General features: G+C 49.4%; 13 protein-coding genes and 1 riboswitch. Of the genes, 11 read left to right on the top strand and 2 right to left on the bottom strand.

All coding sequences use genetic code 11. The annotated features are described in order from the left end of the window. The first annotated feature begins 2 nt into the window (after positions 1-2). The 8 genes from fmt to D3D03_RS06700 all read left to right on the top strand — a co-directional run bounded on the left by fmt (position 3) and on the right by D3D03_RS06700 (position 8,373). Positions 3-1,388: a methionyl-tRNA formyltransferase gene (gene fmt / locus D3D03_RS06735; protein ID WP_119923199.1), complete on the top strand. Its 1,386-nt coding sequence runs from the start codon at positions 3-5 to the stop codon at positions 1,386-1,388. Continuing rightward, positions 1,385-2,713, top strand: coding sequence for a 16S rRNA (cytosine(967)-C(5))-methyltransferase RsmB (gene rsmB / locus D3D03_RS06730; protein ID WP_119923198.1), 1,329 nt, complete (start codon positions 1,385-1,387; stop codon positions 2,711-2,713). Before fmt ends, rsmB begins: the two co-directional genes overlap by 4 nt. 36 nt (positions 2,714-2,749) lie before the next feature. Next, entirely contained in the window at positions 2,750-3,484 is a 735-nt protein-coding gene (locus tag D3D03_RS06725) for a Stp1/IreP family PP2C-type Ser/Thr phosphatase (RefSeq protein WP_028106001.1), read from the top strand. Between the two features lie 2 nt (positions 3,485-3,486). Beyond that, positions 3,487-5,409, top strand: a complete 1,923-nt coding sequence (gene pknB, locus D3D03_RS06720) for a Stk1 family PASTA domain-containing Ser/Thr kinase (protein ID WP_119923197.1) — start codon at positions 3,487-3,489, stop codon at positions 5,407-5,409. Positions 5,410-5,441: 32 nt separating this feature from the next. Continuing rightward, positions 5,442-6,347 carry a ribosome small subunit-dependent GTPase A gene (gene rsgA / locus D3D03_RS06715; protein ID WP_026832594.1) on the top strand — a complete coding sequence of 302 codons (906 nt, stop codon included), beginning with the start codon at positions 5,442-5,444 and terminating at the stop codon, positions 6,345-6,347. Between the two features lies 1 nt (position 6,348). After that, on the top strand, positions 6,349-7,005 hold the full coding sequence (rpe, locus tag D3D03_RS06710) for a ribulose-phosphate 3-epimerase (RefSeq protein ID WP_026832595.1): 657 nt from the start codon (positions 6,349-6,351) through the stop codon (positions 7,003-7,005). Between the two features lie 23 nt (positions 7,006-7,028). Then, positions 7,029-7,135: riboswitch (TPP riboswitch) on the top strand. A 63-nt stretch (positions 7,136-7,198) separates the two neighbouring features. Beyond that, positions 7,199-7,759 (top strand): energy-coupled thiamine transporter ThiT, encoded by a 561-nt coding sequence (thiT, locus tag D3D03_RS06705; protein WP_026832596.1) that lies wholly within the window; start codon positions 7,199-7,201, stop codon positions 7,757-7,759. Continuing rightward, a complete protein-coding gene (locus tag D3D03_RS06700) occupies positions 7,759-8,373 on the top strand; it encodes a thiamine diphosphokinase (protein WP_026832597.1) in 615 nt (204 codons plus the stop codon). Before thiT ends, D3D03_RS06700 begins: the two co-directional genes overlap by 1 nt. 59 nt (positions 8,374-8,432) lie before the next feature. Here D3D03_RS06700 and D3D03_RS06695 read toward each other — a convergent pair whose 3' ends face one another. Beyond that, positions 8,433-9,836, bottom strand: coding sequence for an amino acid permease (locus D3D03_RS06695; RefSeq protein ID WP_026832598.1), 1,404 nt, complete (start codon positions 9,834-9,836; stop codon positions 8,433-8,435). Between the two features lie 140 nt (positions 9,837-9,976). After that, positions 9,977-10,165 carry a 50S ribosomal protein L28 gene (gene rpmB, locus D3D03_RS06690; RefSeq protein WP_012370787.1) on the bottom strand — a complete coding sequence of 63 codons (189 nt, stop codon included), beginning with the start codon at positions 10,163-10,165 and terminating at the stop codon, positions 9,977-9,979. Positions 10,166-10,448: 283 nt separating this feature from the next. Here rpmB and D3D03_RS06685 point away from each other — a divergent pair, with 283 nt between their 5' ends. From D3D03_RS06685 to sdaAB, 3 genes are all read left to right on the top strand, one after another. Beyond that, positions 10,449-10,811, top strand: coding sequence for an Asp23/Gls24 family envelope stress response protein (locus D3D03_RS06685; RefSeq protein WP_014970720.1), 363 nt, complete (start codon positions 10,449-10,451; stop codon positions 10,809-10,811). 25 nt (positions 10,812-10,836) lie between these two features. Next, positions 10,837-12,510, top strand: coding sequence for a DAK2 domain-containing protein (locus tag D3D03_RS06680; RefSeq protein WP_026832599.1), 1,674 nt, complete (start codon positions 10,837-10,839; stop codon positions 12,508-12,510). 91 nt (positions 12,511-12,601) lie between these two features. Then, positions 12,602-13,264: an L-serine ammonia-lyase, iron-sulfur-dependent subunit beta gene (gene sdaAB / locus D3D03_RS06675; RefSeq protein ID WP_026832600.1), complete on the top strand. Its 663-nt coding sequence runs from the start codon at positions 12,602-12,604 to the stop codon at positions 13,262-13,264. Positions 13,265-13,268 lie beyond the last annotated feature (4 nt).

Here is a 13,268-nt window from a genome sequence, read left to right as displayed (position 1 = left end):
ATATGTACAAAGTTGTAGAAGTACCAAATGAAGTGTTGCGTCAAACCTGCCAAAAGGTGACGAAGTTTGATAAAAAGTTAGGAAAAATGATTGATCGCATGTTCGATACGATGTACGAATACGATGGTGTCGGACTGGCGGCTCCACAAGTCAATCAGCCGATTCGTGTGGCGGTCGTCCATACGGATGATGAGACGGGACCAATCGAGCTGATCAATCCGGAAATCATCGAAGCAAGTGGTTCACAAATCGATGATGAAGGGTGTCTGAGCATGCCGGGTGTCTTCGGACCCGTCGAACGCTTTGAACAGATTGTCGTGAAATCGCAAGACCGTCTAGGACGGAGCGTCAAAATTAAAGCAAATGGTTTTTTTGCACGGGCCATTCAGCACGAGATGGATCATCTGGACGGCGTGTTATTTACCGATAAGTTAGTGGAAACCGAAGCGTCTCCACGTGTCGTCTTCATGGGGACACCGGATTTCGCCGCCAATACATTACGAGAAGTCATCGATGCCGGATATGACGTCGTCGGTGTCGTCTCGCAACCCGATAAACCAGTGGGGCGCAAACGTGAAATCAAGCCGACACCGGTGAAGGAAGTGGCGCTCGCACACGACATTCCGGTGTTGCAACCGACTAAAATCCGCGAAGACTATCAGGATCTGCTCGATTTAAAGCCGGACTTGATCATCACGGCGGCATATGGACAAATTGTTCCGACAGCCGTCCTTGAGGCACCAAAGTTTGGCGCCATCAATGTCCATGCGTCCTTGTTGCCGAAGTATCGTGGAGGTGCTCCGATTCATCAAGCAATCATCGATGGAGAGACAGAAACCGGCGTCACGATCATGTACATGGTCGATCGCTTGGATGCAGGGGATATGTTATCGAAAATCATCGTCCCGATTGAAGAACAGGATACAGCAGGCACGATGTTCGATAAATTAAGTGCTGCGGGTGCCCGGTTGTTGATCGAAACGTTACCGCAGTTGATTGCCGGTACGTTGACACCGGAAGCACAACAAGAAGACGCCGTCACGTTTTCGCCGAACATCAGCCGGGAACGGGAGCGATTGGACTTTTCCCGACCGGGTGAAGACTTATACAACCAAATTCGCGGGATGAATCCATTCCCAAGTGCCTATACGACGCTTGGAAGCGATCGTCTGAAAGTTTATTTTGCTGAAAAAGTACCAGGTAACGGAACCGCCGGAGAGATCATTGCCTTGGAAGCGGATGGACCAGTCATCGCGACCGGTTCCGACGTCGCACTTAAATTAATCGACGTCCAGCCGGCTGGGAAAAAGCGAATGGACGGTGCAACGTTCATGCGTGGTGTCGGACAGACATTGACGATTGGACAGAAAGTAGGCGAACAAGCATGAACGTCAGGGATGCAGCAGTCACAACCTTATTAAAAATTGGACAAGGCGGAGCGTTTTCGACGATTTCCGTCCACCAGATGCTTGAGAAGCGCGCGATTTCAAAAGCGGATGTCGGTTTATATACAGAACTGGTCTACGGTACGCTCAGCCGGGAATTGACACTCGACTATATCTTGGAGCCGTTTCTGGCTTCGCAAAAAAAATTGGATCCCTTCATGCGTCCATTGTTGCGGATGAGTGTTTATCAACTGTTTTATCTAGACCGGATTCCGGATCACGCGGTCATCAATGAAGCGGTGGAGATTGCCAAGACCCGCGGCAAACCGCATATCGCCAAGGTCGTCAACGGTGTCTTACGAAATGTGCTTCGATCAGGGCAACCTGATTTTGCAGCCATTTCTTCGACGGTCAAACGAATCAGCATCGAAACAAGTCATCCGGTCTGGCTCGTCGAGCGCTGGATCGAACTGTTTGGAGAAGAAGAGACTTGGAAGATCTGTCGACTGAACAATGAACCGGCTCCCGTCACCGTACGTGTCAATCGGACCCGTGCCGATAGACAAGAGCTGATTCAACTGCTTGAAGAACAAGGAGTGACGGCAAAACCAGCGCATGCAGCACCTGATGGTCTGGAAATCATCAGTGGAAGTGTCCAACAGACCGACTTGCTCGAGCGCGGCTATCTGTCGTTGCAAGATGAAAGTTCGATGCTGGTTGCTGCCGCAGTCGGGGCAGCACCTTCTGACCGGGTTTTGGACAGTTGTGCCGCACCAGGCGGAAAAGCAATGCATATCGCAGAAGGACTGACGACCGGTTCGTTGACGGCACTTGATCTTCATCCGCATAAAGTGAAGTTACTCGAAAAACAAGCAACACGCTTAGGGTTAGAGACGGTTCAGACGGAAGTACTCGACGCGCGCCAAGCCGGTACGCGGTTCGAAGCAGCATCGTTTGACCGGATTTTAGTGGATGCACCGTGTTCCGGACTGGGCGTCATTCGCCGGAAGCCGGATATCAAATGGACGAAACGTCCGGAAGATCTCACTCAGCTGCCGGTCATCCAGCGTCAAATCATCGAAGCGGTCCTGCCACTAGTCAAGCCGGGCGGAACGTTTGTCTATTCGACGTGTACGATTGATCCCGTCGAGAATGAACAGCAGACAGAATATATCCTGAGTCAAGGCTATGAATTTGACGAGACGTTCAAAACACGGATGCCGGAAGCCGTTCAATCGTTGATCGGCGACCGGGCGGAACTGAAATTGTTACCCACATCATTTGGGACAGACGGATTTTATATCGCTGCCTTTAAGAAAATCGTCTGAAAGAACGAGGATCAAACACGAACAGGGGGACGGGTCATGGAGTTAGCGTATTTGACGACGACGGGAAAGGTCCGCTCAAAAAATGAAGATACCGTCTTGCTCGTCGGCGACGCCCAAAAAGGGTTAGCCGTCGTGGCCGATGGAATGGGCGGGCACGCAGCAGGTGAAACGGCGAGTGCGATTGTACGTCAAATCTTTGATGAAGCCTATGCCGAGATGCCGAGCCGTCCGATTGAATTATCTTCTTGGATTGAGCGATTGGTGAAGGAAGCAAATGCTCAAATCTTACGTTTTTCTCAAGTCGAGAATCTATCCATCGTCGGCACGACGATGGCCTGTGTCTGTTGGTCCGATGACTTGCTTGTCATTGGTCATGTCGGAGACAGCCGGGTCTATGCGATTGAGGAAGGACAGTTGAAACAGCTGACCGACGATCATTCCTATGTCAATATGTTGAAGCAACTGGGGGAATTGTCGGAAGCGGAACTGGAAAACCATCCCCGCCGAAATGTGATCACCCGATCGGTTGGTTCAAACGAATCCGTTGATGTCGACATTCAAGTGCGCGATGCACCTGATTATGAAATTGTTTTAGTATGCAGTGACGGATTGTCGGACGAAGTGCCTCATGACGTCATGCAACGGCTATTGCAAGCAGATGCACCACTGGAAACGATTGTTGAACGATTGGTCCTCGAGGCGAATGAGCGAGGGGGAGCAGACAACATCACGATTGCTGCAATCCGTTTTAAAGAAAGAGAGAGGGTCTGAATATGCGTTACGGAGATCGATTGAATGACCGCTACCGCATAGAACGGCTGGTTGGAAATGGCGGGATGGCAAACGTTTATCAGGCATATGATGAAATCTTGAATCGAATGGTCGCAATCAAAATTTTACGTACCGAGTTTTCGCATGATGAACAATTCATCCGTCGATTTGAACGAGAAGCACATGCTGCAACGAGTTTAAATCATCCAAATATCGTTGCCGTATATGATGTAGGGGAAGAAGAAGCGATTTATTACATCGTGATGGAATACATCGATGGTATGACATTAAAAACATATTGTGAAGGTCAGGCTTTACCGGTGACAACAGCGATTGACATCATCAGCCAGATTTGTGACGCCATTGATCATGCGCATGCGCACCGGATCATCCATCGCGATATCAAACCACAAAACATGCTCGTCCGAGCGGATGGAACCGTCAAAGTGACAGACTTCGGTATCGCCGTTGCGATGTCGAATGCGACATTGACGCATACGATGTCTGTGTTAGGATCCGTCCATTACTTTTCGCCGGAACAGGCGAAAGGGAAATTCGCGGATGAAAAATCAGATATTTATTCACTGGGAGCGGTACTTTACGAATTGGTGACAGGAAAAGTTCCGTTTGAAGGGGATTCGCCGGTCGCAGTGGCCTTAAAACACCTGCAAGATACGGCGCGGCGTCCGACGGAATTAAATCCTGCCGTACCACAAGCGCTGGAAAACTGTATCATGCAGGCACTCGCGAAAGCACCACATGACCGGCAACAGTCGGTGGCGGCCTTTAAAGAGGACATGGTGACCGCCATGTCTGACGAACGGGCACAGGAAGGCATTCGTGGAGACGATGAAATGGAACAGACGATGGTATTGAGTCCCGTGTCTTTGCCAAACGATTCGAAAGAAGAAGCCGTGTCTCCAACGGTTGCGACGGTTTTGCCGAAGGAACAAAAGAAAAAGAAGCGGACCTGGTGGATCGTGCTTGTTTTGTTCCTGTTACTGGGCGGGGCGGCAACGACGTTTGCGATGTGGCCGGATCCGACAGTAGTCGTTCCGAACGTAGCGGAAACGGATGCGGACGAAGCAGAGACGAAACTCGAAAAGCTCGGGTTCCTCGTCGAGTCAACGGAACGTTCCAGTGACACGGTCGAAGAAGGTCTTGTCATCAGTCAGTCGCCGCGCGCAGAGGCGGCTGTCAAAAAAGGATCAACGGTCGAGTTGGTCGTCTCGACGGGAAGTGATCCGGTCGAAGTGCCGGATGTATCCGATGAAACAGAAAAACGAGCGATTGCGATATTAAAGGACAGTGGATTTGAGAAAGTCGATGTTGAACGGGAAGAATCAGAAGACATCGAACGCGGAAACGTCATCCGACAGTCCATCTCAGCGGGAACCGAGGTCATTGCGAAAGAACAAATGATCACCATCACGGTCTCGAACGGTTCTTCTGCCTTTGTCTTAAAGGATTTGACGAATCTATCGAGCGATGAAGCCAAAGCGTATCTGGATGAAATGGGACTGGACGGAACGTTTGAACAAGAGTTTTCAAGTGACGTCGAACTGGATCAAGTCATCCGGCAATTTCCACAGGCCGGTGTTCAAGTCGAACCCAATGACTCGGTGACGGTCTTTATCTCACGCGGTGAGGAAGAAAAAACAGTCACGGCTACATTCCCTGAAAAAGTGGTGTATGATGGCATCAGTGAAGAGGATGAACCAGCACCCCGTCAAGTCGTCCGGATTGAAACGGAAGATGCGAAAGGAAAGCGGACCGTCATCGAAGAATCGATTGATCAAGATGAAACCTTTGATGTCCCGTTGACGATTGATCCGGGGGAAGAAGGAAAAATCACGATCTATAAAGATGATGACGTATATCGTTCGAAGACCATCACGTACAATCAAGCAAAATCACAAGAGTAAGCAGCGGAATGCTGACAAAAGGAGTGCATAGGATGGCGGAAAGTCGAATTGAAGACAACCGGGACGGAACGATTATTCGTCTGCAAGGTGGATTTTATGATGTCATGACCCCTCAAGGAGAAATCCGGTCACGCGCCCGGGGTAATTTCAGAAAACGTGGAATCAGTCCTGTCGTAGGCGATGAGGTTGTATTACACATTGAAAGTGAGACCGGCTACATTTTGGAAGTGAAAGAACGTCAAAATTTCTTGGTCCGACCACCGGTTGCGAATATCGATCAAGCATTACTGGTCGTCTCAGCTGCGGAACCCGATTTTTCCGCCCATCTGCTCGACCGGTTTCTTGTGCTGATTGAAGCGAAGGACATTCAACCGATCATTATTTTGACGAAGATGGATTTGCTGCACGGAACTACCGAACTGGCGGTGAAAGAAGCCATCGCGGCGTACCGGGAAATCGGCTACCCTGTCATTGAGACTTCGAGTGAGACGCTTGTCGGAGTGGAGCTCGTCCGTCCCTTGCTGAAAGATAAGACGAGCGTACTGGCCGGACAATCCGGTGTCGGAAAAAGTTCGTTGCTCAACGCGCTTGAACCTTCGCTGGCCCTGGAAACGAGTCATATTTCGAAATCACTCGGACGCGGTCGACACACGACACGACATGTCACCTTGATTCCGCTCGGTGAAGGGTTAATCGCCGATACACCTGGTTTTTCAAACCTCGATTTCCCGCATGAAATGGAACTCGAAGAATTGCGTTGGTGTTTTCCAGAATTCGTCGCCTTGCAGGATGACTGTAAATACCGGGGATGTCTGCATTTGAATGAACCGGGATGTGCCGTCAAAGAAGCAATTGAAGCACACGAAATCATGCCCTCACGGTATACGAATTATGGTATGTTTGTAGAGGAAATCAAGAATCGAGCCCGGAGGTATTGAGATGATTAAAATTGCACCATCAATCTTATCAGCAGATTTTGCAAACTTGGAGCGGGACGTCAAAGCTGTCGAGGCGGCAGGCGCCGATTACATTCATTTTGATGTCATGGATGGTCAGTTTGTCCCGAACATTTCCTTTGGTTTACCGGTCTTAAACAGTTTACGCCAAAAAACAGATATGGTTCTCGACGTTCATTTAATGATTGATCGTCCGGAAAACTTTGTGGAGGCTTTTGTTGCAGCAGGTGCTGACATCGTGACCTTCCATGTTGAGGCGACGAACCATGTGCATCGTGTCCTCCAGCAAATCAAAGCAGCGGGTGCGAAGGCGGGGGTTGTTCTGAACCCGCATACACCGCTTACGACGATTGAACATGTCTTAGAAGAGGTCGATATGGTCTTGTTGATGACGGTTAATCCTGGATTCGGCGGTCAAGCCTTCCTGCCTGGTGTCATGACGAAACTGAAGCAACTTGCAGACCTAAAGGCAGAGCGTGGACTGACGTTTGAAATTGAAATTGATGGGGGTGTGAATGCGGAGACAGCGAAGCTGTGCATCGAAAACGGGGCGAACGTCCTTGTTGCCGGATCCGCGATTTACAATGCACCTGATTATACGGAAGCAATCACTAGTATTCGGAATGCGGCTCACGTATAATAAAAAGGCAAACAAAACTTAATGATGACCGCAAGGGGTGTCGCGTCAAGCGGCTGAGAGAAGTGATTGGACTTTAACCCTTCGAACCTGTTCCGTTCAGACGGACGTAGGGATGTGGCGCACGCAGGCAGTACGGCGTTCGTCGTACTGCCTTTTTGCCGTCCTGCGATTTTATTTTTAGGAGGAAACAAGTATGAAACGGCTACAAATGTTAATGGAAATTGCAATTTTTGCAAGTATCGGAGTGGTGTTTGATTTATTGATTCCCTTTAAGATGCCTCAAGGAGGAGCTATCAGCTTAGCGATGCTACCGATTTTTGTGATGGCGTTCCGTCACGGCGTCGTGGGTGGTGTCGTGACAGGAGCTCTCGTCGGAACGATTCAGCTGATGTTCGCGCCGCAAATCTTGACGGTCGTCCAACCGTTACTCGATTATACGATTGCATTTGGTGTTGTTGGACTGAGTGGTTTATTTGCCCGTCAAGTCAAAAAGGCGGCAGCGGCTGGGAAAAACGGACGTTTGATGGCCATCGTCCTGATGGCGACGTTCCTTGGTGCCGGATTACGGTATGTCTGCCATGTCATCAGTGGAATCGTCTTCTTTGCTGAATACGCAGAAGGTCCGGTCGTCCCGTACTCCTTGATTTACAATGCGACGTATATGGTTCCGTCGTATCTGTTGTGCGGTATCGTCGCAGGACTCTTGTTTACGACGGCGCCACGACTCCTCCGTTATTCGGCGCGAGGTGTCTGATGCGGGCTGTGATTGTTGCAGCAGGACCGGTCGAGGACATCCCGTCCTTAACGCCGTTCATCGACGAGAACACGGTGGTCATCGCTGTCGACGGCGGTGTCGCTACGCTAGTACAACAAGGTCTTGCGTTTGACTTGGCAATCGGCGACTTTGATTCGCTTGGATATACGCCGGAAGGGGCGGTGATTCATCCGGCTGAAAAAGATGAAACCGATTTAGAGCTCGCTTTGCGTCATGTCAACGAACAGTATGAAGTGACGGACGTGTTGATTTTCGGGGCGACAGGTGGTCGACTGGATATGACCCTGCAAAACGTCTATTTATTGAAACAGTTTCCGGCAGCCCGTCTTGTGACGAAGCGGGAAGAGGTGCGTTTCTTACAGGAGGGACACGATCAAATCAAGGCAGACCAGTATCATTACCTGTCCTTCATCCCACTTGTTCCGACCCGTTTAACGCTTCGGGGTGTCAAGTATCCGCTGACCGATCATGACGTGCCCGTCGGCGGCTCCTTAACCGTCAGCAATGAATGGACGGATCATCAGCTTGCCGATGTCACGGTCCACACGGGTGAAGTGATTGTATTACGAAGTCTCTCTGATAATAAAAAATGACTGAAAAAAGAACGTGACGGTCAGGAAATCACTCCTGCAGCCGATCACGTTCTTTTGGATTATGGTTCTAAGGTCGAACTGGCTGCCTGACGTTCCGTTTGGGCAGCGAGATGGTTTCCTTTAACGAACCAATGATACGACGCCCATGTCAAAAGGAAGAAGGGAACACCGATATATAAGGCGATCCGTTGATCCGCTTGGAAGGCAAGGCTGATCAGAACAAGCAGGTTCAAAGAAAATGAGAGAATCGGTAAGACCGGGAAAAATGGTGTCTTGAACTTCAACTCATTGACAGAGTGTCCGTCTTTGATGAATTGGCGACGGAAGGCAATCTGTGAAGCAGAAATCGAAATCCATCCGACCTGCGCCCCGAGTCCGGCGAGTGACAACAACCAGATGAAGACGGTATCTTCTGCAAAAAAGGCGGTCAGGAGTGATAACATGGCGAATAACATCGTAAAGCACAACGCGCGCATCGGTACCCCGCGCGAATTGATGATTGCGAGTTTTTTTGAAATCATACCTTCCTGCGACATCGACCATAACATCCGTGTCGCCGCATACAAGCCTGAGTTTCCAACGGATAACAGGGCAGTCAAGACAACGATGTTCATCAAGTCAGCCGCATAAGGAATTCCGATGGCGTCAAATACCATGATGAACGGACTGCTGATTCCGCTAGCTGTTTCATAGGGAATCAAGGCACCGACAATCGTGATCGAGAGGACAAAAAAGATGAATGTCCGCCAGACAGTGTTGCGAATGGCTTTTGGAATTGATTTTTCGGGATCACTCGATTCACCGGCAGCGACACCAATCAATTCTGTTCCCTGAAAAGCAAAGTTGACGGCGATCATCGTCGTCAAGACTCCGAGTGCCCCGTTTGGAAACAGACCGTTGGCCGTAAAGTTAGCGAACAGTGTGTCCGGACGGGCTGCCGTCATCTCAATCCAGCCAAACCAAGCGGCTCCCCCGAGCCCGATGAAGAAAAGAATGGCAAGGACTTTTAAACTGGAAAACCAAAACTCAGCCTCCCCGAAGGCTTTTGCTGAAACGGCATTCAGACCAAATAAGATCAGCGTAAAGAGGGCGCACCAGACGACAATCGGCATATCCGGAAACCAACGTCCCATCAAACTGCCGGCTGCCGTGATTTCGAGCGCCACCGTCACAGCCCAGCCGAGCCAGTAAATCCAACCGACGGCAAAGCCGACGCCCGGTCCGATGAACCGTGTCGTATACGTCTGGAACGATCCGGAAACCGGCATGTGCACCGCCATTTCCCCTAAACATAACATCGTCAGATACATGATGGTCCCACCCACGATGTAACTGAGCACCGCCCCGAGCGGTCCAGCTTGTGAAATCGTCAATCCGGAACCAAGAAACAGACCTGTTCCGATGATGCCGCCGAGCGAAATCATGAAGAGATGCCGGCTTGTCATTTCTCTTTTTAACTGCATGTTGACCCTTCCCCCTTGAAAAAAATAACTGCCCACTTATTGTAAGCGTTTTCAATTATTCCGACAATTAGTTTAGGAGAAAAATAAAAAATGGATAAAAAAAGAACCGGAAGGGAAGATTCCCATCCGGTTACTGCGCCTTATACGCGTTCGACTTTACCTGATTTGAGAGCTCGAGCTGAAACCCAAACCTTTTTAGGTTTACCGTCAACGAGAATACGTACTTTTTGTACGTTGATTCCCCAAGTGCGTTTCGTTTTGTTCAATGCGTGTGAACGGTTGTTTCCCGACTTCGGCGATTTCCCAGTAACGTAGCATTTACGTGCCATGTGTTCCGCCTCCTTTTATGTTGTTTTGCGTTCGTCCTAATAGACACTTTGCTATCTTAGCATGGTGTCGAGACGGTTGCAACATAAAAAAAGTAGCTGACAAGAAAAAAACTTGACAGACAACCTCAAAATTTAAAATAATGAATGAGGATGATGGTAAAAGTTCATTTGACCGCTACTATTTTTCACTTATTCATTGTATAGTCAGTACGGCGACTTTTCAATAGTAGGTCCTTATAGTAGAATTATGAGAAGAACACAATTAACAAAGGGGGCTACTCAGGTGGCGATCGAGATGAAAACGACCTATGGAAAAATTGATGTGGATAATGATGTCGTTGCGCAACTTGCAGGCGGAGCGGCAATGGAATGTTTTGGTGTCGTTGGTATGGCATCCCAGTCGCAGATTAAAGACGGACTGGCTGAACTGTTAAAACGGGAAAACTTTGCCCGTGGCGTCATCGTACGACAAGCGTCAGAGCAGGTTCATATCGATATGCATATCATTGTCAGTTACGGTACAAAAATTTCAGAGGTCGCGAACAATGTCCAGAGCCGTGTGAAGTATTCACTCAGCCAGGCACTTGGTTTAGAAGTAACATCTGTGAATATTTTTGTCCAAGGAGTCCGCTTGACGAATGTCTAAGGCGGGAATAGAGGAGGAAACTTTAGTGAGCGTAGATCGTTTAACAGGAGCGCAACTGGTCAAGATGATCCAGAATGGCGCAGCGAATCTCTATCAAAATGCGGATTTCGTCGATTCGCTGAACGTGTTCCCGGTCCCAGACGGTGACACAGGAACAAACATGAACTTGACGATGACATCGGGTTCAAAAGAAGCATCAAAAACGACATCAGACTCTGTCGCGGAAGTTGCTTCCGTGTTTGCCCGTGGTCTTTTAATGGGAGCACGCGGAAACTCGGGTGTTATTTTAAGTCAATTGTTCCGTGGGTTCTCAAAGTCGATTGAAGGAAAAGAGACGATCGATACAAAGGAATTTGCGGATGCCTTACAAAAAGGCGTCGATACAGCCTATAAAGCGGTCATGAAGCCGGTTGAAGGAACAATCTTGACAGTTGCCCGTGAGACTGCTGTAGCGGCAATCGCGCAGTCAGAAACAACATCAGATCTGCTCGAATTGATGCGTGGCATCGTCGAGTCGTCTAAAGTATCACTCGAAGGAACACCAGATCTATTACCTGTACTTAAAGAAGTGGGTGTCGTCGATTCCGGTGGACAAGGACTTGTCTGCATCTATGAAGGATTCCTCGCGACACTTGAAGGCAAAGAGTTAGAGAAGCCCCACGCACCGGTCATGGAAGCGCTCGTCGAAGCAGAGCATCATAAATCGGCTCAAAGCTTCATGTCGACGGAAGAAATCCATTACGGCTACTGCACGGAAATTATGGTCCGTTTCCAGGATGATAAATTGGCGAACACTCCTTTCAGTGAAGAAGCATTCCGGAACGAGTTAGCGGAGTTTGGCGACTCACTGCTGGTCGTCGCAGACGAAGAATTGTTGAAGGTCCATGTACACGTCGAAACACCGGGCGAAGTCATCACAAAAGGTCAACGGTTTGGTGAACTCGTAGCGGTCAAAATCGAAAACATGCGTCAACAGCATTCGACGATTCTCGAAGAAGAGGGTGTCAATCAAGTGGCAGCTCCGGTCGCTACAAAGGCGAAAGCCCAGTCGGCACTTGTCACAGTAGCGATGGGCGAAGGCATCAGTGAACTCTTTAAGTCGCTTGGTGTCAGTGTCGTCATCGAAGGTGGACAGACGATGAACCCGTCTACGGAAGATATCGTCAAAGCGATTGAGGATGCGCATGCGGATCATGTGTACGTCTATCCGAACAACTCGAACATCATCATGGCGGCAGAACAAGCGGCGTCCGTTGCTTCTTGTGGTGTGACTGTCGTCAAGTCGAAGACGGTTCCTCAAGGATTGGCGGCAACGATCGTCTACAATCCGGAAGCGACGGTCGAAGAGAACGAGCGGCACATGATGGATGCAATCGCAGCCGTCAAATCCGGTCAAGTGACGTATGCCGTCCGTGATACGAGCATCGACGGAGTTGAAATCAAGAAAGATGATCATATGGCGATTGCGGAGAAACAAATCGTTGCAACGGATCATTCAAGCCTTGGCGCCGTCAAAAAGCTAGTTGATACACTGGTCACGGAAGACGATGAAATCATCACTGTCTTGTTCGGTGAAGGGGTTTCGCAAGATGAAGTCGACGAACTCGTCGCTTATATCGAATCGGTTAATCCAGACGCAGAAGTGGAAGTTCATGACGGAAAACAACCGCTCTATTCTTACATTTTAAGCGTCGAATAATATAAAACGTGAACGTACCTTTTCACATATCCCACCATCTGCGATAATAGAGGTGGGATTTTTGTTTAGTTTTTAAGAGAGGGGCAACAAGATGAAGTATCGGAGTGTATTTGATATCATCGGTCCAATCATGGTCGGACCGTCCAGTTCGCATACGGCGGGGGCTGCGCGGATTGGTTTGATGGCGGGGAAATTATTTGGAGAACAACCGACGGACATCACGATCACGTTTTATGGATCGTTTGCCGACACATACCGGGGACACGGGACGGATGTCGCCATCATCGGGGGGGTGCTGGGCTATGATACGTTTGACGACCGGATTCCGGAATCCATCAAGATTGCCGAGCAAAAAGGGATCCGGATTCATTTTGAGACGAGTGAAGCGCTGACGGATCATCCGAACACAGCGCGTGTTCATTTGACGAACGGGTCGGAAACATTTGAACTGGTCGGGATTTCGATTGGCGGCGGAACGATTGAAATCACAGAACTCAACGGCGTGCCATTACGTTTGTCTGGTGGCGGTCCTGCCTTGATTGTCCTGCATCACGACCGCTTCGGAGCGATTGCGGCGGTGACGAGTATTTTGGCCGATTACGAAATTAATATCGGGCATATGGAAGTGTCACGGCACGAAAAAGGGAAGCAGGCTTTGATGGCGATTGAGATTGATGATCGGATGCCGAGCCTTGTCCTGGAAGAAATCAACCGGTTACCACAAGTCGAACGGTCTGTCATGATGGGAGAGTGAAGAG

Source organism: Exiguobacterium sp. RIT452 (assembly GCF_003598705.1).
In the GTDB taxonomy this organism is placed as follows: Bacteria; Bacillota; Bacilli; order Exiguobacteriales; family Exiguobacteriaceae; genus Exiguobacterium_A; species Exiguobacterium_A undae.
Note: the sequence above shows the minus strand (reverse complement) of the source record. Positions and strands in the feature narration are given on the sequence as shown.

What these genes read in the sequence shown, in the direction of transcription:
- sdaAB (WP_026832600.1), top strand. Translation starts at nt 12,602, where the DNA reads ATGAAGTATCGGAGTGTATTTGATATCATCGGTCCAATCATGGTCGGA.
- D3D03_RS06695 (WP_026832598.1), bottom strand. Translation starts at nt 9,836, where the DNA reads ATGCAGTTAAAAAGAGAAATGACAAGCCGGCATCTCTTCATGATTTCG.
- rpmB (WP_012370787.1), bottom strand. Translation starts at nt 10,165, where the DNA reads ATGGCACGTAAATGCTACGTTACTGGGAAATCGCCGAAGTCGGGAAAC.
- rsgA (WP_026832594.1), top strand. Translation starts at nt 5,442, where the DNA reads ATGGCGGAAAGTCGAATTGAAGACAACCGGGACGGAACGATTATTCGT.
- D3D03_RS06700 (WP_026832597.1), top strand. Translation starts at nt 7,759, where the DNA reads ATGCGGGCTGTGATTGTTGCAGCAGGACCGGTCGAGGACATCCCGTCC.
- rsmB (WP_119923198.1), top strand. Translation starts at nt 1,385, where the DNA reads ATGAACGTCAGGGATGCAGCAGTCACAACCTTATTAAAAATTGGACAA.
- thiT (WP_026832596.1), top strand. Translation starts at nt 7,199, where the DNA reads ATGAAACGGCTACAAATGTTAATGGAAATTGCAATTTTTGCAAGTATC.
- pknB (WP_119923197.1), top strand. Translation starts at nt 3,487, where the DNA reads ATGCGTTACGGAGATCGATTGAATGACCGCTACCGCATAGAACGGCTG.
- fmt (WP_119923199.1), top strand. Translation starts at nt 3, where the DNA reads ATGTACAAAGTTGTAGAAGTACCAAATGAAGTGTTGCGTCAAACCTGC.
- rpe (WP_026832595.1), top strand. Translation starts at nt 6,349, where the DNA reads ATGATTAAAATTGCACCATCAATCTTATCAGCAGATTTTGCAAACTTG.
- D3D03_RS06725 (WP_028106001.1), top strand. Translation starts at nt 2,750, where the DNA reads ATGGAGTTAGCGTATTTGACGACGACGGGAAAGGTCCGCTCAAAAAAT.